Source organism: Orenia marismortui DSM 5156, assembly GCF_000379025.1.
Taxonomy (GTDB): domain Bacteria; phylum Bacillota; class Halanaerobiia; order Halobacteroidales; family Halobacteroidaceae; genus Orenia; species Orenia marismortui.
In genome coordinates this window covers 1-19,876 of record NZ_KB900618.1, presented here as the reverse complement: position 1 = coordinate 19,876, position 19,876 = coordinate 1, and the positions used below count along the sequence as shown (strand labels likewise).

At 29.0% G+C, this 19,876-nt stretch carries 19 protein-coding genes; 2 read left to right on the top strand and 17 right to left on the bottom strand.

Annotated elements, in window-relative coordinates; all coding sequences use genetic code 11:
• Positions 1-386: 386 nt before the first annotated feature.
• Complete coding sequence (locus OREMA_RS0106055; RefSeq protein WP_018248379.1) at positions 387-1,436, bottom strand: IS30 family transposase; 1,050 nt, start codon at positions 1,434-1,436, stop codon at positions 387-389.
• Positions 1,437-1,478: 42 nt separating this feature from the next.
• On the bottom strand, positions 1,479-2,723 hold the full coding sequence (locus tag OREMA_RS0106050) for a hypothetical protein (protein WP_018248378.1): 1,245 nt from the start codon (positions 2,721-2,723) through the stop codon (positions 1,479-1,481).
• A 379-nt stretch (positions 2,724-3,102) separates the two neighbouring features.
• Here OREMA_RS0106050 and OREMA_RS0106045 point away from each other — a divergent pair, with 379 nt between their 5' ends.
• Positions 3,103-3,849: a hypothetical protein gene (locus OREMA_RS0106045; RefSeq protein WP_018248377.1), complete on the top strand. Its 747-nt coding sequence runs from the start codon at positions 3,103-3,105 to the stop codon at positions 3,847-3,849.
• A 233-nt stretch (positions 3,850-4,082) separates the two neighbouring features.
• Here OREMA_RS0106045 and OREMA_RS0106040 read toward each other — a convergent pair whose 3' ends face one another.
• From OREMA_RS0106040 to OREMA_RS0105970, 15 genes are all read right to left on the bottom strand, one after another.
• On the bottom strand, positions 4,083-4,703 hold the full coding sequence (locus tag OREMA_RS0106040; protein ID WP_018248376.1) for a dienelactone hydrolase family protein: 621 nt from the start codon (positions 4,701-4,703) through the stop codon (positions 4,083-4,085).
• Between the two features lie 178 nt (positions 4,704-4,881).
• On the bottom strand, positions 4,882-5,757 hold the full coding sequence (locus tag OREMA_RS17250) for a DUF6920 family protein (protein ID WP_018248375.1): 876 nt from the start codon (positions 5,755-5,757) through the stop codon (positions 4,882-4,884).
• Between the two features lie 330 nt (positions 5,758-6,087).
• Positions 6,088-6,873 carry a PhzF family phenazine biosynthesis protein gene (locus OREMA_RS0106030; RefSeq protein ID WP_018248374.1) on the bottom strand — a complete coding sequence of 262 codons (786 nt, stop codon included), beginning with the start codon at positions 6,871-6,873 and terminating at the stop codon, positions 6,088-6,090.
• A gap of 199 nt (positions 6,874-7,072) precedes the next feature.
• A complete protein-coding gene (locus OREMA_RS0106025) occupies positions 7,073-7,573 on the bottom strand; it encodes a GNAT family N-acetyltransferase (RefSeq protein ID WP_018248373.1) in 501 nt (166 codons plus the stop codon).
• 495 nt (positions 7,574-8,068) lie between these two features.
• Positions 8,069-8,848, bottom strand: a complete 780-nt coding sequence (locus OREMA_RS0106020; protein ID WP_018248372.1) for an alpha/beta hydrolase — start codon at positions 8,846-8,848, stop codon at positions 8,069-8,071.
• Positions 8,849-9,280: 432 nt separating this feature from the next.
• Positions 9,281-10,564: an IS110 family RNA-guided transposase gene (locus OREMA_RS0106015; RefSeq protein ID WP_018248371.1), complete on the bottom strand. Its 1,284-nt coding sequence runs from the start codon at positions 10,562-10,564 to the stop codon at positions 9,281-9,283.
• A 534-nt stretch (positions 10,565-11,098) separates the two neighbouring features.
• Complete coding sequence (locus OREMA_RS0106010) at positions 11,099-12,445, bottom strand: DUF4153 domain-containing protein (RefSeq protein ID WP_211205752.1); 1,347 nt, start codon at positions 12,443-12,445, stop codon at positions 11,099-11,101.
• A 100-nt stretch (positions 12,446-12,545) separates the two neighbouring features.
• Positions 12,546-12,848 (bottom strand): hypothetical protein, encoded by a 303-nt coding sequence (locus OREMA_RS18255; protein ID WP_018248369.1) that lies wholly within the window; start codon positions 12,846-12,848, stop codon positions 12,546-12,548.
• A 36-nt stretch (positions 12,849-12,884) separates the two neighbouring features.
• Positions 12,885-13,220, bottom strand: coding sequence for a hypothetical protein (locus tag OREMA_RS0106000; RefSeq protein WP_018248368.1), 336 nt, complete (start codon positions 13,218-13,220; stop codon positions 12,885-12,887).
• A gap of 381 nt (positions 13,221-13,601) precedes the next feature.
• A complete protein-coding gene (locus OREMA_RS18250) occupies positions 13,602-14,525 on the bottom strand; it encodes an outer membrane protein assembly factor BamB family protein (protein WP_018248367.1) in 924 nt (307 codons plus the stop codon).
• A 371-nt stretch (positions 14,526-14,896) separates the two neighbouring features.
• Entirely contained in the window at positions 14,897-15,244 is a 348-nt protein-coding gene (locus OREMA_RS0105990; RefSeq protein WP_018248366.1) for a retropepsin-like aspartic protease, read from the bottom strand.
• On the bottom strand, positions 15,241-15,495 hold the full coding sequence (locus OREMA_RS0105985; protein WP_018248365.1) for a hypothetical protein: 255 nt from the start codon (positions 15,493-15,495) through the stop codon (positions 15,241-15,243). Before OREMA_RS0105985 ends, OREMA_RS0105990 begins: the two co-directional genes overlap by 4 nt.
• A 409-nt stretch (positions 15,496-15,904) precedes the next feature.
• On the bottom strand, positions 15,905-16,828 hold the full coding sequence (locus OREMA_RS0105980) for an Rpn family recombination-promoting nuclease/putative transposase (protein WP_018248364.1): 924 nt from the start codon (positions 16,826-16,828) through the stop codon (positions 15,905-15,907).
• Positions 16,829-17,227: 399 nt separating this feature from the next.
• On the bottom strand, positions 17,228-17,536 hold the full coding sequence (locus tag OREMA_RS0105975; protein ID WP_018248363.1) for a type II toxin-antitoxin system RelE family toxin: 309 nt from the start codon (positions 17,534-17,536) through the stop codon (positions 17,228-17,230).
• 20 nt (positions 17,537-17,556) lie between these two features.
• Positions 17,557-17,850: a type II toxin-antitoxin system Phd/YefM family antitoxin gene (locus OREMA_RS0105970; RefSeq protein ID WP_018248362.1), complete on the bottom strand. Its 294-nt coding sequence runs from the start codon at positions 17,848-17,850 to the stop codon at positions 17,557-17,559.
• A 461-nt stretch (positions 17,851-18,311) separates the two neighbouring features.
• Between OREMA_RS0105970 and OREMA_RS0105965 the strand changes: the two genes are divergently transcribed.
• Positions 18,312-19,703, top strand: coding sequence for an ISLre2 family transposase (locus tag OREMA_RS0105965; RefSeq protein ID WP_018248361.1), 1,392 nt, complete (start codon positions 18,312-18,314; stop codon positions 19,701-19,703).
• Positions 19,704-19,876 lie beyond the last annotated feature (173 nt).

Genomic DNA, 19,876 nt, shown 5'->3' with positions numbered 1-19,876 from the left:
TAACTCCTCGACTGACAGCAACTTCTAAAACTTTTCATGTGACTTTTGAAAGTAATTCTTTTCTCTAATTCTTCAAGAAAAACCTTTTATCATCTTTTTCTTTTAGCTTTTTTGTCCACTTCTACAAAGTTTGAATCATATCTTCTTTTGACATTTCAAATACTTCCCTTATAAATAAAAAATTCTTACTTATTTCAAGTTATCTTTTATTACTGATCAAATATGATAAAATATTACTAAAGATTAATATAAAAAAACTAGATCTTTATCTTTCATAAAACAAATCAAAAAACATCTTTTGTCTTACAAATTAATTTTAATATTTTCTTTTCGACTTAAATTGCAATAATAAATTGAACATTTTCAAACTGTAATAATTTGGTTATTTAGTCATAAAGAATTTGTTTTAATTTATCTTCAAATATTTCATCAGGGGTTAGGTAATCTAAGATTTTTCTTGGTAAAGTATTGCACCAGTTTTGGACTCTAGCAATAGATTCAATAGAGAATTGGTTTAGACTATTACCTTTAGGGATAAAGCGTCTTATAAGACCATTATGACGCTCATTAGTTCCTCTTTCCCATGATGAATATGGATGTGCAAAGTATACTTTAGTATCACTAATTTGCTCTAAAAATGACATTTGAGCAAACTCAGAGCCATTATCACAAGTGAAGCTTTTAAATACTTTTGGAAAACAATCTCCTGCTTCATTAACGAGCTTTAAAATAGCATCTTGAACTGCTTGAGCAGTCTTGGCAGGGATTTTACGAATAATTTCTTTACGAGTCATACGTTCTGTCATAGTAAGTAAAACTGATTCATTTTTAGTCTTTTTGCCTATCATAGTGTCAATTTCCCAGTGACCAAACTCACTACGATTATTAATACTTTCAGGGCGTTGATCTATACTTGTACCAAGCTTCTTTTTATTATTTTTAGTGTGCTTTCTTTTTGAAGAACGCTTAAGCTTCAAAGGTAAATCAATGTTTTTAATTGTCAATAATCCAGCGTTGACGTAGTTATAAAGCGTTTTAGTAGATACCATCTCTGGCTTTGGAAATTTATTATGAAGTTTTGCTGCACCACATATAGCATCAAGAGAATGTCCTTTTTCGTAGAACTGTTCTATAACATAATCAATGAACTCTTCACATTGCAAAAGTTTAAATTTAGGACCACAATTCTTGCGATTAGATTCATAAACTCTTTGACCAGTGTCAGGGTAATAGACCATAATCTTTTTATTAGCTTTAATTTGAGAAACTGTACCACGTTTTAGTTCGTTTCTAATGGTATTAGAAGCTCTACCTAAACGTTTTGCAATAGCATTTGGATTCATTCCTTCGGAATGTAATAATGCAATTTGACCACGTTCATAAGCATTTAGGTGTTTATTTTTTCGGGATTTTGGTGTATCATTTAAGTAAGTCATAGTGTGCACCCTCCTGTAACTGGTTATTTTGTGGTGATTTAATTATATTACAGTTTGGTGCCCTATGGCTATTTTTATTTTGTTCAATTTGATTTTACAATGAAGCATTTTCTTTTCGACTTTATCTTCAACAAATACAAAAACTAATATAAATATAATCATTATAAATCTGCCTGGTAAATTATATTTATCTGCAAGATAAGCAGAAAATATACCAATAATACCTGCTATTAAATAGACTAAGGGAGTTATTATCTTTTTATCAAAACTCTCAACATCAAATTTATCATGATAATTTTTAAAATGATTTTTGTAATTTTTTATAAGCTTACGATACTTTTTATTGAATTTTTTATATGCTACAAAATTTTTCCTTTTCTTACTCTTAAATGTTTCTATTTCTTCTAGAGAAAAAGTTAACTTTCTCTTTAACTGATTACAAAATTCACTTTCTCTAGCTGAACCTTCAATATTAAAGGCCATTGTTGTTAATTTTAATAGATATTTATTATCATGTTTATTATAATCTAATATGTACAATATATTTATAAACTTACTTCGTTTTTTTCTAGATTCTTCTTCCTCAATTATGTCTCTTCCCTTAACTAGGAGAGTCAAATCATAGTATAAATTATAATCTTCATTTCTTTCTTCTTTATATCTATTTCTTTCTTCTTCTAACAAAATTGCTAATTGTTTTACAAGATTTAAATAATCATTAGCTAAAATCTCTAAATCCTCTGTTTCAAAAAGATTAAAAATAAATTTATTCATTTCTTGATTTAGTTCTCTATAGCTTCCTCCTTCTACTTCAATATTTTCAATTATCCATAGGAAAGCTAGACTTAAATAATCTATATCATATCTTTTGCTTATCTTCTTTAACCGTCTACTATTTCTTATTATTTCTAGTTCATATATTACTCTCAACCAATAATAATCTCTACAATTATATCCTTTACTCAAAATTTCTTCTAAATTATTATGTCTTGTACAAAAATGTTCTAAGAAATTTACTATAATCTCATTATACTCCTGCTGATATCCAATATACTGTTTAGGGTACTTTATAATAGCTTTTAATTTTTTGCTTAAGCTTAGAATCTTATTTTTCACTCCTAAACATTCGCTACAAGTAGAATCATTTTTATCAACTAAACTACTAATAACTAATAGAGCATCTATAAAATTATTATTTCTGAGTCTATCTGTCTCAATTATACTCTCTTCCTTATAAACTTCTTCTAGAATAGTACTTATGACATCATAACTACTTTCTCCTAGCATATCATCACCTCAATAAATTAATCTTGATTATGATTGCCTATCTATATTTATCAAACTACAATCTTAGCTATTATTCCATTTGCAGGTTAACTAATAAATTTAATAAGTCATTTAATCCATAAGTCATCTGCATAAAATGTAATCACTTATAATAATCACCATTTAAATAATTAACTACTAACTAGAATACACCTTCAAGAAGCAGTGAATTTTATAGTTTTTAAATCAAAGATATAAAAATCAAATGAAAAATCTAATTTTTTGACTTTTCTTTTTATTTCTAATTCACACTCTTTATATAAATTTATTTTTATTTAATGAATATTTTCTAGTAATTTTAAATAATATTTATTAATTATCAGAAGAAAGGAGGTAAACCATGAAGAAAAGAATATTAATTTATTCAACCTTTCTTATAATTTTATTCTCTACCACTACTTTAGCAGCGGAATATCAAATTGTAGGGGGCTATTATTACCTTGACTTAGATCCAGAAATTAATGATTATATTCAAGAATATAATCATTCTATAGATAATATAATTGAATTCGATGAGTCATTAGGTTATACCTTTAATAAAAAAGTAATAGACCCCTTAGATCAGATCGAAGATGCTAATGGATACTATATTGGTATTTCTACTACAAGAAATAATCTATTAATAACAGCCCAATATGAAGAATTTTCTAATGAAGATAATGCTTCAGTATACACTGAATGGACAGATCCAAATAATAATAATGGGACTACTGTGGTAAAACTCAATAACGAAATCAAAGTACAAGGTATCTATGGAGAAGTTGGCAAAAAATTAAATGATTATTTACAATTAACAGGAGGAATAGGTTATTATACTGGAGAGATAAATAATGAATATTATATTAATATTAGTAATTCTACAAATAGAGATGTAAATAACGATAGTGATTTAGAAGGAGAATTAGGCTTTAAAATAGGTTCTAACTTCCACTATTCTTTAACAGATAATCTAAATTTCTTATGTAATATTAGTTATCGCTATTTAAAAATGGATCTAGACGAAAATATAACTGAAAATAATATTGAAATTTCAGAACTTGATTTAAGTGGCTTCGAAACTAAAGTAGGTTTTACTTATAATTTTTAAACTAAGCATATAACTTCTAAACTTTAGTCCCTAAGCAGGGACTTTTTTTACTTCAAGATAAGATGTATATCGAAGCTTTAATAAATTTAAAAGATTTTCTACAAATCACGTCCCAATGCTCTTGCTTTGTTTAATTTTCTTCTAGAAATATTAAGCTTATTCTTAGTTCCTACTTTTACAACCTTCCCTATAATTTTATAAATTCTTTCAAATGAGAAATGTTCTAAAATCTCTCATCCCACAATAAAATCATCAATATAGTCTTGTATGAATTCCATCATCTTTTCTTCCGCCTTCTTTGCTGTTTTAAAACAATATTTGCTTGAATAAGGATCACTAAATCCATGTTCTGCTTTAAATTTATAAATTTTAATATTTGTGTTTTCTTTTATCTTCTCGATTAAATTTAATACATTGAATTCCTTCTCTTCCTCTGGGAAAAATAATATAGTTGGAGATTTAGGCAGTATTTCTGTATAATCTCTAATTTTTGAACCATAATAGCCAATTATGATATCACAAAGATTTTTATCATTACTACATAGCCAAGCTATTGTTGCTCCTATACTAAAACCAACTACTATAATAATCTCATACTTATCTCTAATCTTATACAATAACGCTTTTACTCTTCTTGTTGCTAATGAAAAACCGATATTTTCTTTGAAATTTTGATAAGCATCCTTTTCATCACAATAACTATAACAATCTTCTCTTTGCAATAAATTTGGGCAGATAACATCAAATCTACAATCTGATAATTTTTCACATATAGTTTGCATATGTTGGTTGATTCCATAAATCTCATGAATAACAAGAACACAAATATCTGACTGATTATGGTAAGTTAACATAAAATCTATCCCTGATTTTAATAATAAATAATTATTATACTTTTAAAATATCCACTTAAGGCTACTTAACCTTCAATATTATCTAATTTCTTTAACTGTCCTTACAAAGGTCTATAACTCATCAAAGTTAATAACCTGAATTTATTATCTACTTACTTAAAGTTTAAATAAAAGAACCTTATTTCCTATCCATATGAATATCAAAATTTTCAAGTTTATACCAAGTAAAAGCCTTGCCATCAATTATCCATGTTACATCAATGCGATGTGGAATTTTTAATCCATCTACGATAATCTGCCCTTTGATCTCACCAATACAGGGAATTCTCTCAGCTTCTTTATCACTTTCTTTATAGCGAAGACTTTCTATTCTGCTAAGCTCTCCATCTTCTTTAAAGTAAAAAATTGCTTCAACAGATATCCCACGATAAGACAAAATTGCTTTAGCACTTTGTTTATTAAGTGCCTCCCAAGTTATATAATTTTCAATAGCTGCAGTTGGATACCAAGGCAGTTCTAGTAAAAAACGATGAAGCGATGATTCATTCACTTTTTTGTTACTACCTACGTTAACAACCGGTATTAAAGATCCAATACGAATCTCTATAGAAGCTTTACCCTCATAAAACAAGTCTCTACCTTTGATATGGACTACCGGGATCATTGGCAGATCAACATGCCATAAGTATCCTGGTTCATCCACCCTTACATATTGTTTAGCTTTAGCTTCTACCCACTTTTCTTGTTTTGGATCTAATCTCATTTTCCCCCGCTGAGAAAATGTTACAGTACGAATTTTTTCTTGGCCTACAACCCCAACGTATTTTAGCCATTTCTTTACTGGCTTCGGAAGTATTTCTAAATCCTTTTCAATAATTAACCTTGATTCTTTTTCTTCTTTCTTTTGTTCTGATACATTCATTAATAATTCTACTTCCCTGGAAATTTTCCATCTCATTTGAAGGTTAGCGATTATAAAAGCTAGGATAATTAATAAGAGAATTCCTATTAAAATACCCCACCAATAGTTTGTCAATAAATGTTTTAATCCCATTTTTACCCCTCCTATCTTTTAATAAATGACTAAAATTAAAATGGTAGCTAAGATTCTTGAAGATCCTCATTAGCCTAGAAGTACAACCTGACTTAAGTTCGCTCTAATCTTAATTTATGCTTAAACTTGAGTTTATCTAAAGCTAACTCGTAATAAATTATCTAAATAAAAATATAAAGTTTTCATTAAGCAAAATATCTGATTTAAGGATGGTATAATTAACTTTAATTTATTTAAATCTTAAAAAATAAGATAATAATTACAATAACAAAATATCATATAACATATGTTATATGAAGTTCAGAAAACCTACTTTGTATTAGTTCCATACTATTTTAATAATCTACCATCTAATATCATTACAGCCTTCCCATTCAAATAAACTCTGTCTTTTTCTAATTTAACTTTTATCATTCCACCTCTTTCTGATGCTTGATAAGCTAAAAATTCATCTTTTTTCAATTTCTTTTTCCAAAATGGAGCTAAACAGCAATGTGCTGAACCAGTAACTGGATCTTCATTCACTCCAACTTCTGGGGCAAAAAATCTTGAAACGAAATCATATTTTTCTGAGCTAGATTTACTAGTTACAATAACTCCTCTCGTTTTAACACTATCCAAAAGTTTAAAATCAGGTTTAATATTTCTAACAATTTCTTCAGATTCAACTTCTACTAAAAAATCAAGACGATTTCTTCCGATATATTTAGGTTTTATTCCTAATGCCTTTATTAGCATATCTGGAGCTTCTGCTTCTTTTTCAGCTTCAATTGGAAAATTTAGTTCTATCCATTCTTTATTTTTCTTTGCAGTTAATACTCCACTTCTTGTATTAAAATATATTTCTTCATCCTCACCCACTCTTTGAGTTTCCCATAGTACATATGCACTAGCCAAAGTAGCATGTCCACACAGATCTTCTTCATGTTTTGGAGTAAACCAACGTAAATTATACCCCTCTTTTTCTTTATAAAGAAATGCAGTTTCCGACAAATTCATTTCTCCTGCTACATTCTGCATCCAACTATCTTCTTTCAATTCCGATAATATACATACAGCTGCTGGATTTCCTTTAAATGCTTTATCAGTAAAAGCATCTACTTGATATATTTTCATTCTTCTCTCTCCCTTGATTTCTTGATGTTTATCAAAATAAAACAATTTTTATTAAATTTATACAATTTTCCTCAGATTCGCGATATCCCCTATAATACTCCTAATCTAATATAAACTCTAGCTCTTGCATAACTACCTTATATACCACTATGGAATGTAACTAATCTACTCTTATACGATGGTCAGATCCTGCACTTTATTATTTTATTCCTACTTTATTACTTCTTCTTTCTAATAAAACAACATCACGCCACTCACCATTTTTCATCTTTCCAATCTTCTCTCTTATCCCCACTTCTCTAAAACCACAATTTTTATGTAATAATAAACTAGATCTATTCTCTGGGAAAATACCTGCTTGTAATGTCCAAAATTCATTTCTTTCTGATATTTCAATTAATTCTTTTAACAAATCAGTTCCTATACCATTACCTCTATATTGTGAAGCTATATAAATACTTACCTCAGCAACACCAGAATAAACACATCTACTAGAAACTGGACTTAATGCTGCCCACCCTAGAACATCATCTCCTTCTTTAGCAACTAAACGACATTCTGAGCTATGTCCTTTATCCCATTCTTTCCAATTTGGGGCTTTAATCTGAAAAGTTGAATTCCCTGTCTTTATTCCTTCAAGATAAATTTCTCTTACCTCTTCCCAATCTTCATATTCCATTTTATCAATTATATATTCCATATTATCACTCCTCATTTTCTAAATTAGAATACTCTTAGCTAAATTTCCCCATTTATAATAAAGAATTTGTGTAAATATCTATGAATCTATTTTAATGATTTATTTTTCTCACACTAATTAGAAAAATTATCTTTTAACTAAAAATAATCCTAATTATTATTATATTTCACATAAAACATCTCCTGATATTGTTAATTTATTACTTTGAGTTTAAATGTCGTATAACCTCCTAGTATTGGCGGTGTCCCTGATAATGCTCCCAATCTCAAATAATACTATAAATCTTAGATAAGTCAGCCCCAACCCTCATTTATCCTCACTATTGGGATGTTGCTAAGGTCATCTTATCTGACGTATATACAAATCTAGAACTATATGATAAATATAAGAATATATTTAAAATATTTCTTATATTAAAATAAAGGACAGTTTCCTGCCCTCCATTTTAAAATTATAACTACAAATCATATAACAATATAACCCTATAACTCTATCTTAGATAAGTTTTTTCAAAGCTCTCCTTATAGATTCATTAAAGAAATACCAATCATGATTACCTTCCCATTCTTCAAAAATAAAATCAAAATCAAGCATTTTCATTTCTTCTCTAAATCGAATATTATCCTCTCTTAGATGATCTTTAGTTCCACATGTTGCATAGATAATTGGCTTTGTCTTTTTATGATTTATCTTCTTCGCTAACTCCATTATTTCATATCTTGAATCCCACTTAAGCTCAGCACCAAATATTGCATGAAAATCCTTTATCATTTGTTCACCATAAGTTTGTTTAAATTCCTCTGTATGACCATACATTCTCTGCATTTCTAAACCTTCTTTTAAATATAAACAAGGTGATGAAAAAGCACAGCAATATCCATATTGTTCAGGCTTTGATAGAGCAGATTTCAAAGCTCCATATCCACCCATTGATGCTCCCATAATTATAGTATCTTCTCTTTTGGATGATATGTTAAAGATACTTTTACAAATTATAGGCAATTCTTCTGTAATATAACTAAAATATTTCAACCCATATTTCATATCTGTATAAAAACTTCTCGCCACCTCTGGCATAATAAATATAATATTATAATCATTTGCAAATGCAGGTAACATTGTATAATCTGCTAAGTCACCATTTCTTCCGCAAAGACCATGTAATAAATATGCTACTTTATATTTAACTTCTTCTATAATTTTATTAGATGTAACAACTGTAATTCCCGTTTCCATTTCAAGCGTTTTTGAATATGTGTTTCCTCTTAATATCATTCTAACTTTCCTCCCTCTATAAATTAAATTTATCTCACTCATGCTCATTCATTCTTAGAATTTCGTTTTCTTATAAAAAAGGAATATGGATTTAATTATTAAAACCAATTAATATTTGGAATTGAAAGGATAAACTAACCCCAAAAACTTAACAATTATTTTAAAAAATATGGTCGCTTATTGGAACTCCACATCTCCATGGTAGTTTAACCTCCCATATCTCCCAGGATCTATGTCCCTACATTCCTTCGTTCTACCTATCCATGGGTGGAGGCTGGATATGCTCCTTGTCAGGGTCTATGCCCGTATTGAAAAAATTAATTCCAGCTCTTCCAGTCTTCCTTTTTCAAAGTACTTACTCTAAGAAAAACAAACATAAATAATTGATTTATATTATAAAATTTACATTCCAATAATTTACTTTAAATATCTTTAAGCAGCTTCCTGTAAATTTGAACGCTTAATATCTCTAAATAATTTTTCACTATCATATTTCACTTGCTTTTTCCATAAGGCAAATAATACTCTAATTAATTTGCATGATAAAGCTACTAGGGATTGCTTTTTCTTCAAAGGGTTTTCAGAGCGAGTTGTGTAGTATTCATGAAGTGCTTTAAACTCTTCGTTCTTTGCTACCAGAGGCAGCATCACTCTATATAGTAAAGCTCTCAATTTAGCTCTTCCCCTTTTAGTAATACAAGTTCTTCCCTTATGTTTGCCTGAACTATTTTCCATTAAATTCAACCCTGCTAGCTTTTGTATTTGTCGTGGATGTTCATAGTTATTTATATCTCCAACTTCTGAAATAAATCCTGCTACTGTCTTTATTCCTACCCCTTTGATACTTAACATTGATTCTGAATCTGGTACTTTCTTTAATAACTCTTCTATTTTATTGGTTAATTCTTCGCTTTGATTTGTTATATTTTCATATTGATCTAAGAAATAATTTAATTCAAACTTTGCTATTTCAGCTCCTTCAGTTAAACCTACTGAATTTTCAGCAGCTCTTATAAGCTTTTTAGCTCGTTTTATTCCAACTGCTCTTTTAACTTTTTTCTTCCAAATTGAAACTATTTCTTCTGGTGTCATTTTTACTACTTCAGACGGCAGAGGAAATGTCTTTAGTGTAACTAAAGACGCCTTTCCATCCCAACCTTTAAATACTGTTAAATATTCAGGAAAATACTTATCAATAAACTGATGTATCTTTCCTACTACCCGTTGTAAATCTTTATTTAATCTTTCCATATGGGTCATTGCTACACGAACATCAGCATAAACACCAACTGGTATATTAGGCTCTGAATAGCGCCCATCTTTAACTAATTGAGCTATTACTTTAGCATCTTTCTTATCATTCTTTGTCGGAGAATTATCATCTAACTCTTTACTTCTCTTTGTATGACTTGGATTGACTAATACCAACTTTATTTCCTTGCATCTTAAAAGTTGAGCTAAATTCAACCAATAATGACCTGTTGGCTCCATTCCAACTATTATATCTTCTTTCTCATATTGATCTTTTAATTTAAACATCCACTTTGAAAAGTTATCAAATCCTTCTTTTGAATTTTGAAAAGCTAACGCTTTTCCGTATTCAATACCACGATAATCTTGAGCTCTTGCAACATGCTTTTTCTTTGCAATATCAACCCCAATCACTAAAGTTGAAGTTTTTACTTGCATTATTTTACGATTTCGATTATAATTCATTTTATGAGTACCTCCTTTTTATTTAGGGATCTTTTAGATACCCCGTATTATATCAGGAGGTGCTCTTTTTGTCTATCTAGATATTTATTTATTACAGGAATGCTCCTTGATTAATTTAATATAAAGAATTATCAAAGTAGCAAAGTCAAATTAAATTTTTGATATCTCCATGCAATTTTATCTTAATTTAACTTTGCATGGAGTTAAAACAATGCATAACCTCATATTTTTATACCCCCTTGTAACTTTTATATAATAAATTCATTTTGCTTATCTTAAATTATATAGATAATTCTTGTTATACAGTAAATATCCTTTAATAAACAAACTTTTATAATATTTCCTACATATTTTCATTTTATATATGGGTAAACAAATAAAGTGACTATGTATGTATGTCAGATAAGGTCCCCCAGATTCGCGACATCCTCAATAATCCACTATTCTTAAGATAAACCTATAAATCTAACATAAGTCAGCCCAGCCCTCATTTATGCATATCAACTGGGATCTTACTGGGCGAAGTAGTTCCCTTTACTTAAAATTAAAAATTAATGGAAAAATAAAGGTAACAATAATAGTCCATATAGAATATATAGGCAAATATTTAGTAATTGATTTCTCAACTGATTCAATTGTATTCTTACCTACTAAGAACCCATAATAATTAATTGTTATTAAAATCAGGTTTACAAAAACTATTAAATTTACTCCTAATACAGCAATTCTATTTGGAGTTATACCATAGGAAGTTAATCTAAACAAAATAGCTGATAAAGCAACTCCATTAATTAATAAAGCTACAGCTATTAAAGAAGCAGTTATATAGTCATTTAAATTTTTCGAAGAATCAGCTTTTCTTTCTGATATAGTAAATATAGTTATTGCTAAAACCGTTAAAAGCATCATATTAAAAATAAGCAAAAAATTTCTATCTGTATACGGATTTTTCTGTAATACAACAACTATAATTAAATATATAACTAAGGTCACAAGAATAAGTGGACTAAATATTTTTGCTAAATATGGTGCAAAATCATCAACTACATTATTTCTAACTCTATTTAAATAAGTAGCTACAATTGGTGTAGCTGCAATTCCATATACTACAACCGTAGTAATATAAAATTCAGTAATATTAATATCAACAACCATAAATAGACTAAGTGTTAAACCAGTTAAAATAACTCCACAAATCAGAATAATAGTACTATAAATCACAACCTCTCCATTATATCGCAAATAATCCATTCGTTTATGTAGATTTGTAATATCATTTCCTATAAATGCAACCCCTACTAAAGTCCATAAGAAAAATGGCAGATGTAAATTAGCAAGATATATACTATCTGAAGCATTATCAATAGGTAAAATATTGATATATGTTAATGAGCCTATAAAAAGAGCTGAAACCACTAAAACAATTTTTGGGGGAATTTTATTCCTCATAATAAAATAGAAGGCTAACACTGGTAATACTGAAAAAATTAAATTAGCAGGATTCAATGAATTACTTTCCATTAATCCAAAAACTATTTTTGCAATAGTTCCTGCAAATAAAGATAAAACAGTAATAAATACTATTCCATTTGAATTATTTTGCGATTCCTTTTTAACTTGCTTAGAAGATTTAAAATATAGTCTTTCTTTCCAAACTCTTAAAACTAAAGAATTAGGATTTTCTGAAAATACTTTATCAAAAGCCATTCTAAATTCATCAGGATTTTTCCTAAAAATAATCTCTAACTCACTAGGATTATCCATGTTTTTAGAAATCTTTTTTTCTAATTTCTCCATAATATCTTCTCCTCTCTCATAAGGGGGCATGTCTGATAACGTTCCTGAGATTCGCGACGTCCCCATTAATGCTCCTAACTTCAATTAAACCTAGCAACCTCACATAAGTCAGTCCTACTTTCATTTGCGCTCACTATTGGAATGTCGCTAAGGTGCTGTTAGACGAAGTTGTACGTTTTCACGATCAAAGTAGAAATAAAGCTCCACTTCCTATAATTAGAAGAATATATCCCCAATATTCTACATTAATAAAAAGAAAGGTATACTTTGTCTTTACTATAATTTCTTCTTCAGTTTCTTTATTAATAAGAACTTTTCCTTTTTTATTCAATAACTTCCCTGATATAAAACAAAATAATCCAGCAATAACAAATCCAGAAAAACATGTAATATTATCACTTGTATTTTTTAATATACCACCTGAAACTATCCAACCTAAAAATACAATCCCTTGTACTAAAAAAGCAAATTCAATTCTTGTAACCACTAAATTCACCGCCTCTATAATATAAATTTATTAGAATTACCCTCTTACAAATAGAAAAGCAATTCCAAAAATAGGAAGCATGATCATCCCCCACATTTCCATGGTTATAAAAAAGAAAGTATGTTTTGTTTTGATTACCACTTCTTCTCCTGTTTCCTTATCAATAAATATACTATTCCAGTTTTTATTTAACTTTTTTTCTGTAATTTTACAAATTACACCTGCAATAAGAAAGCCAACTAATTTAGGCCACCCATGTTCTTGATAATAATTTTGAGAATTAAATAAAAATTCTATAGATAACTCAGATAAAATAAGAGATAAAAAAGTAACTATTGGCACTAAGATTCCTGCTCCACTCCATATAATCATGATTTGACCTCCTTTTTACTTACGAATATTCTCGACTAAATTTATTTACTTATAATATAAAATTACAAGTATTGATTTTTTTGTAAATACAACTGAAAATATGTCATACAACTTTTAACTCCCCGCAATAAAAATCATTCTTTTAAACCCATACTTAAACTAATTAAAAAGATCTTCTTTTAACTGAAAAAACTATTCATATCAACAAAGTATAATTTCATCTAACGTTCCTGGGGTTCGCGACGTTCCATTAGTGCTCCTATTTTCTAATTAAGCCGCAATCTTACATAAGTCAACCCTAGCCGCTATTCATATTCTCAAGTGATGTGTAGCTAATCCACTGTTATGTGATGGATATGGATGGCGTCCTTAGAGACAAAACTAGTTACCTTTTTTCCCTGTATGTCTTATATTATTTCCGAACATAGGCCATGAACTATTTGCTAAACCTGAACCAGTTCCTTCAAAGGCATATATATAACCAATTTTTAAATTATCTGGTCCTAAACCACCAATATAAACTGTTCCATCCTCACCTATTACTGGACTAGAACCTGTTTGCCAAGGAAGTATAAATTTCCATTCTTCATTTCCATTTGGATTAATTTGATATAATTCTCCTCTTGTACTACCAACATAAATTGTGCCATCTGAAGCAATTGCTGGGGTTGAATGTAATGTGCTCAAAGTGTTTAATCTCCATTTTTTTGTCCCGTCTGAATTAATTGCATATAAGTCTAGTTGACTGCCAATATAAATAGTACCATCTTCTCCTATTGCTGGACTTGATGTTATTATTTCATCTGAAAGTTCACTTGTAAACTTCCACTTTTCTGTCCCATCTGGATTTATTGCATATAAATTACCATCATTACTGCCAACATAAACAGTACCATCTTCTCCTATCGCCGGACTTGATTTTATATCATCATCAGTATTAAAAATCCATTTATTTTCTTCAATTTCTGTTGAAATAAAAACAGCCCCTATTTCCATATCACTAGTTATTGGGGAAGTCTGTTCACTTTCCTTTCCAGATGAGCTTCCTGTCCAATGACTAAATTTATAAGAGGCTACAATATCTGATATAATATATCTATTAGCTTTTATAGTTACTTCTGTTCCTTTTTTATATGTTTCTTGTTCTGGAATAACTTTTATTTCCCCTAAACCTTCCACTACTTTAGTTGTTATTGTAAATTCTTTAGATAAATTTTCTGTATCTGAATCGGAACATCCTACAAAAGTAATTAATACAAATAAACACAACCCTAATAATAAAAACTTCTTTTCATATAAAAACATTTAAAAACATTTTTCTTCAACCCCTATTCTTTTAATTTAATTAAAAATAATAAACTTCCATCCATTTCTGTCACATAACGTCCTGGAAATTCACGACGTCCATCTGTAAATATAAGTAACCTCTCCAATCTGCAATTATAATTCTGATATCAAAGTAAAACTAAATTTCATAAGTCAGCACTGAAACTGATGTTGTTAATACCCTGTTATGTGATCGTTCTCCCCAATATTTTTACCTTAACTTCAAATAATTTTATAGTTAAAAAATAATTAAACAGGAAAATATATCCGGGCGATAATAAAAAAATATTTATCAGAAAGCACATCCCTGTCTTGTGATAAACTACTATTATAATTCAGAATATATTTGATCAATCTTTCCTGTCTATTTTTAATATATCTAAATCAATTATAAATCCCCCCTCAATTAATATGTCTATTCCTAGTAACCCATTAATATCTTCATAAGGCAACAGAGTAAAATCTATTGAAAAGTTATTTAATTTAAGCTCACCTATCTTAACCTCATCAATCGTCTTTATAAATGCATGTTCAGTTCCACCAATTCCATAAAAAGTTACAATTTTATCATCTTTACTAATTCTTATTCCTATCTCATCTACTTCTTCTTGTGAAATTAAAGAGTTTGATGCACCCGTATCTACTACTATATTATCAATAATTTTTGATTTACCTCTATAAGTAATTTCTATATTCAATTTTCATTTCTGAATACTCCTCTTAATCCAATCCTACTCCTAATTTCAAGAGTAATATCTTCCTTTGAAGTATTATAAACCAAAATATTATCTTTAGATTTTAAAAATTCTTTAGTAGCATTATCTTCAGAAACAGTATCTATGACAGCAACTTCATCGACATATTCTTTATTCCCATCGATATGAGAATCTAGTACTTCCAACTTAACAAATTTATCGGGATATATCTTCCTAACTTCTTCCCATTTCATAAACTATCCCTCCTAATATTTATTAATCATATTGTTTATAAATATTATAGCATATACCAAACGAAATGATAAACAATCTGAAAAGTTGAATTCTATTAGTTAATTAAACCAATGTTTTAACATCGGTTTCAATGGTTTTTGGGGGGAGAATGTCACATAACGTCCCTGAGATTCGCGACGTCCCCATAAATACTCCAACTTCTAATTAAAGCTACCACTCACATAAGTCAACCCCACTTTTAATTTATCCTCTTAAGTTGGGATGTCGCTAAAGTGCTGTTACACGACGTGCGTCTTTTTAAATATTTAATCCAAATTTACTGTTTTTAATAATTTTAAGATTTTATTCCCATTGCCAAGATAAAAAAATAACCCTGAGATTAAAATATAACTACTCAGGGATTCAACTTTATTTCAATTTTTCTACCTCTTCTTTATTTAAACTGGTTGCCTTAACTACTTTTTCTATATCTAATCCCATGCTTAATAAATTTTTAGCAGTTTCAATTTTCTCTTTCATTCTTCCTTTTTCTATTCCTTTTTCTTCTCCTAATTTCATTCCTTCTTTTTTTCCTTCTTCTCTTGCTTCTTGTGTAGCACCTATTATATTAGTAACTTGGTCATGAATTGCCTTTTGACGACTCTCATATAACTCTCTAGCTTTTTTATCATGACTTAATAATTCTAACATTTCTGCTGCTTCTTTCAACTCTTTTATTCTTTCCTCAAGCATTTTTATCACCTCGCTATCAGGATTTTTCAAAAATAGTGCCCAAGGAATTAAGTTATCCTCATCTCTCTTACTTTCCACCTCATCAATGTTTTTAAACCTATCTGCATTTAATTTTGGCAACTCTATAAAATGAATTTCTTGCAAATCAGTTAATACCTCATTAGTCTCTCTTTCTTTTAATAAATAAGTATTATGATACCTATTATTCTCTCTTAAATAATTAAAATTCAAAATATTTATTGTTACAGTTTTTTGAAGTTTCTGATACGGATCTCCTTCTTCCATCTGAGACTCAAACAACTTACTCCAATAATATAATGTTCTTCTTTTCATATTATATTGATTTTTTAACTGAATTTCTATGTTTACCTTAGTATTGTTATTAGCAGTTGCTTTAATATCTAAGCGAGAAAACTTATCATTTTCCCAATCTTTATCCACATCTGTATTTTCTATCTTTACACTTACAATTTCCTCTTCAGTTCCCTTGGTTCCAAATACACTATTTAGAAATGCAATCAAAATCTCTGGATGCTTTTCCGAGCCAAATATCTGTTTAAATACAAAATCAACTTTTGGGTCTAAAATTTCTCTTTTCATATATTTTTATCCCTCGCTAACTACTATAATTACTTCGATTTAACAATATTATATCTTATTTTCCCAAGAATTAAAAGCCATACCCTAACAGAAAATTTGAGTACCAAACAGAACTTAGCATGTCGTGTAACGTCCCGCAGGTTCGCGACGTCTCTGCCAACGCTCCTAATCTCAAATCAAACCACTGAGCTTTACGTAAGTCACCCTAACTTTCATTTATACTTATAGCTGGGATGTCGCTAACGTGCTGTTAGGCGATGGAGCCGACGATCTTTTATTCCTAAAATTTTAATTTAATGAGTTAACATTTCATTATATCTAACAAATCTCTACCTTTGTAGATTATAATACTATATTTTCATTAATTATCCAATAAGTTCATAAAAAAATAAAGGGATACTAATTTCTCCCTTCATTTTGCAATATTCTTTTATAAGCACTGAAATATACAACTTCTGCCTCTCTCTTTCCAATAGACCAAATCATAATCTTTTCTTCATCTAAAATTTCATATACAACTCTATATTTCTTTTTATAAAAATACATTTTCAAACAATTAGATAAATCTATATTCCCTTGGTTTCCTAAAGGTTTGCCTAATCTTGGTGCCCTTTTTATTTTTTTCAATGTCTTTTTTAATCTATTTTTTATATTCCCATCTAAATCTTTTATATCCTCTTTAACCTCAGGATGAAACACTATTTCCATATCTTAGTCCTCCCAAATAATCAATCTAATAAATCCATGATTTCCTCCTCTTTTACTGCATCTTTCAAATCAAATCCTTCTTTTCTTCCTTTAAGTTCTTTAGCTATATATGCATCTTCCAATTTATTTTCTAAATACTCTATCTTTTCTAATAACATCTCATATTCTTCTATATCCATCATTATCCCTTCAATATCATTATTTCTCATAATAAATACTGGAGATTCTTTAGACTTATCTAAAACTTTGCTAAAATTACGTACAACCTCTGTAGAAGAAATCATATTCTCACGATTCACACTCAAAGTAGCCATTTTCTCACCCCCGAATATATTATATTCTCTCTTTTTAATTTTTGTCACAATATATTATGCATTATTCTTAATAATATTATACATTCAATTAAACATAATATCAATATTTTCTTTTACAAAACTATTTAAAAAATCAATTTTGATGCACTTGTCGGCTCTGTCGCCTAACGTCCCGCAGCTTCACGACGTCCCTGACAATACTCCTATTCTCAAGATAAACCTATAAATCTAACATAAGTCAGCCCCGACTTTCATCTATTCACCTAAATTGGGATGTTGCTAATCTCATGTTATAAGACGTTTTGCGTTCTCCACAATTTACAATACCCCTCCCCTCTTCCAATTAGCATTTACTTAGTGTAAAATAAGTGTAGGTAAATTTAATCAAAAAATTAGAAAAAGGACTCCTCTTTTGATAAAGTGTTAAGTACCTAATCAAAACACATCAAGGAGGAGTCCCTATGGATACAATTATACAGCAGTTTGGAGAAAAAATTAAGGATAATTCAGAAGAATTTTTAAAAAATATTCTATTGAGTGATAAAGAAGATATTTCAGACTTTATAAATACTCTAAGAAAAGACTTTGATGAATTAGGTAAAGAGTTGTGTAAGTATATTATAGAAGTAATAGATGAAGTAATTAAGGAAAGTCCTGAGCGTAAAAAGAATTGGAAGATAGTAAGAAAAAAGAAGAGAAAATTGATAACAGAGTTTGGTGAAGTTGAATTTGAGAGAAGGTATTATAAATCTAAGTTCAATAAAGAGTATGAACATTTAGCAGATAAAAAATTAGGTATAGATAAGTATCAAAGGATAGATACTGGCTTAGAAGCAAAGATAGTAGATTTATCAATTGATAAATCTTACGCCAAAGTAGGAGAGGAAGTAGTGAATAATTTAACTATAACAGGTCAAACAGTTATGAATAAAATAAGAAAATTAGGTAAAATAGAAAACGATAAATTAAGTAATCCGAAAGCAAAAAGAAAGATTGATTATTTATATATAGAAGCTGATGAAGACCATGTTTCTTTGCAAAACGGGAAGAATGCTGTACCAAGATTAGTTTATGTTCATGAAGGAATTATTAAAGAAAATGGTAGAAATAAGTTAAAGAACAGTTATTCCTTTTCAGGTATGTATAACAAGTCGGAAGACTTGTGGCTAGAAATTATGGACTATATAGAGGATAATTACGACTTTGATAGCATAAAGCAGATTTATATTGCAGGAGATGGGGCACTTTGGATTAAAGAGGGTTTAAAGTGGTTGCCTAAAAGTAAGCAGATACTAGATAGATATCATTTAAATAAGTATGTTTTAAAGGCTACAGGACATGCCCAAAAGCTTAGATTTGATCTTTGGCAAGGAATAAATAATTTAGATAAAGTACAGATAAAAGAGATATTTAGTGAATTGATATCTCAAGCTGAAAAGGAATCTAAGAAGAAAGCGATAAGACAAAGTAGAAGCTATATTTATAATAACTGGGCTGGAATAGTAAACTATTATAAAGATGAAAATGCTATTGGTTGTAGTGCTGAAGGTCATGTTAGTCATATATTATCAGATAGATTAAGTTCAAGACCAATGGGTTGGTCTGAAGTAGGAGTAGATCAGATGGCAAGATTAAGGTCTTTTAAATTTAATGGAGGAACAGAATACGAATTAAAAGAAATTATTCTAGAGAAAGCAAGAAAAGAGCAAAAAGAAGAAAAAATAGTGGAAATAGAATCAAAAGTAGTGAAAAATAATTTGAAAAAGAAATTTGCTGAACCAAGCAATAATATCCCAAGTATAAATAAAGGAGTAAGAACTAGACTGTTTAAAGCAGTAAAGTCATTGCTTTAATTATCAAAAGAGGAGTTTTAAACTTTTACCTACAGAAACTTGACACTATCAAATCAAAAAGATTCTTGACAAGTATTGATTCAAATGTTAAACTTATTGATGTTGTCGCTAAGAAATCTTTTGTTTTTAAAAGTTATTGAAAAATAATTTTGAAAAATTATTGACAACATTGT

Coding starts and splice junctions, on each gene's coding strand:
- OREMA_RS0105965 (WP_018248361.1), top strand. CDS start 18,312: ATGGATACAATTATACAGCAGTTTGGAGAAAAAATTAAGGATAATTCA.
- OREMA_RS0106000 (WP_018248368.1), bottom strand. CDS start 13,220: ATGATTATATGGAGTGGAGCAGGAATCTTAGTGCCAATAGTTACTTTT.
- OREMA_RS0106015 (WP_018248371.1), bottom strand. CDS start 10,564: ATGAATTATAATCGAAATCGTAAAATAATGCAAGTAAAAACTTCAACT.
- OREMA_RS0106025 (WP_018248373.1), bottom strand. CDS start 7,573: ATGGAATATATAATTGATAAAATGGAATATGAAGATTGGGAAGAGGTA.
- OREMA_RS18250 (WP_018248367.1), bottom strand. CDS start 14,525: ATGTTTTTATATGAAAAGAAGTTTTTATTATTAGGGTTGTGTTTATTT.
- OREMA_RS17250 (WP_018248375.1), bottom strand. CDS start 5,757: ATGGGATTAAAACATTTATTGACAAACTATTGGTGGGGTATTTTAATA.
- OREMA_RS0106020 (WP_018248372.1), bottom strand. CDS start 8,848: ATGATATTAAGAGGAAACACATATTCAAAAACGCTTGAAATGGAAACG.
- OREMA_RS0105975 (WP_018248363.1), bottom strand. CDS start 17,536: ATGGAAATAGTGTTTCATCCTGAGGTTAAAGAGGATATAAAAGATTTA.
- OREMA_RS0105985 (WP_018248365.1), bottom strand. CDS start 15,495: ATGAAATGGGAAGAAGTTAGGAAGATATATCCCGATAAATTTGTTAAG.
- OREMA_RS0106040 (WP_018248376.1), bottom strand. CDS start 4,703: ATGTTAACTTACCATAATCAGTCAGATATTTGTGTTCTTGTTATTCAT.
- OREMA_RS0106050 (WP_018248378.1), bottom strand. CDS start 2,723: ATGCTAGGAGAAAGTAGTTATGATGTCATAAGTACTATTCTAGAAGAA.
- OREMA_RS0106030 (WP_018248374.1), bottom strand. CDS start 6,873: ATGAAAATATATCAAGTAGATGCTTTTACTGATAAAGCATTTAAAGGA.
- OREMA_RS0105980 (WP_018248364.1), bottom strand. CDS start 16,828: ATGAAAAGAGAAATTTTAGACCCAAAAGTTGATTTTGTATTTAAACAG.
- OREMA_RS0106045 (WP_018248377.1), top strand. CDS start 3,103: ATGAAGAAAAGAATATTAATTTATTCAACCTTTCTTATAATTTTATTC.
- OREMA_RS0105970 (WP_018248362.1), bottom strand. CDS start 17,850: ATGGCTACTTTGAGTGTGAATCGTGAGAATATGATTTCTTCTACAGAG.
- OREMA_RS0106055 (WP_018248379.1), bottom strand. CDS start 1,436: ATGACTTACTTAAATGATACACCAAAATCCCGAAAAAATAAACACCTA.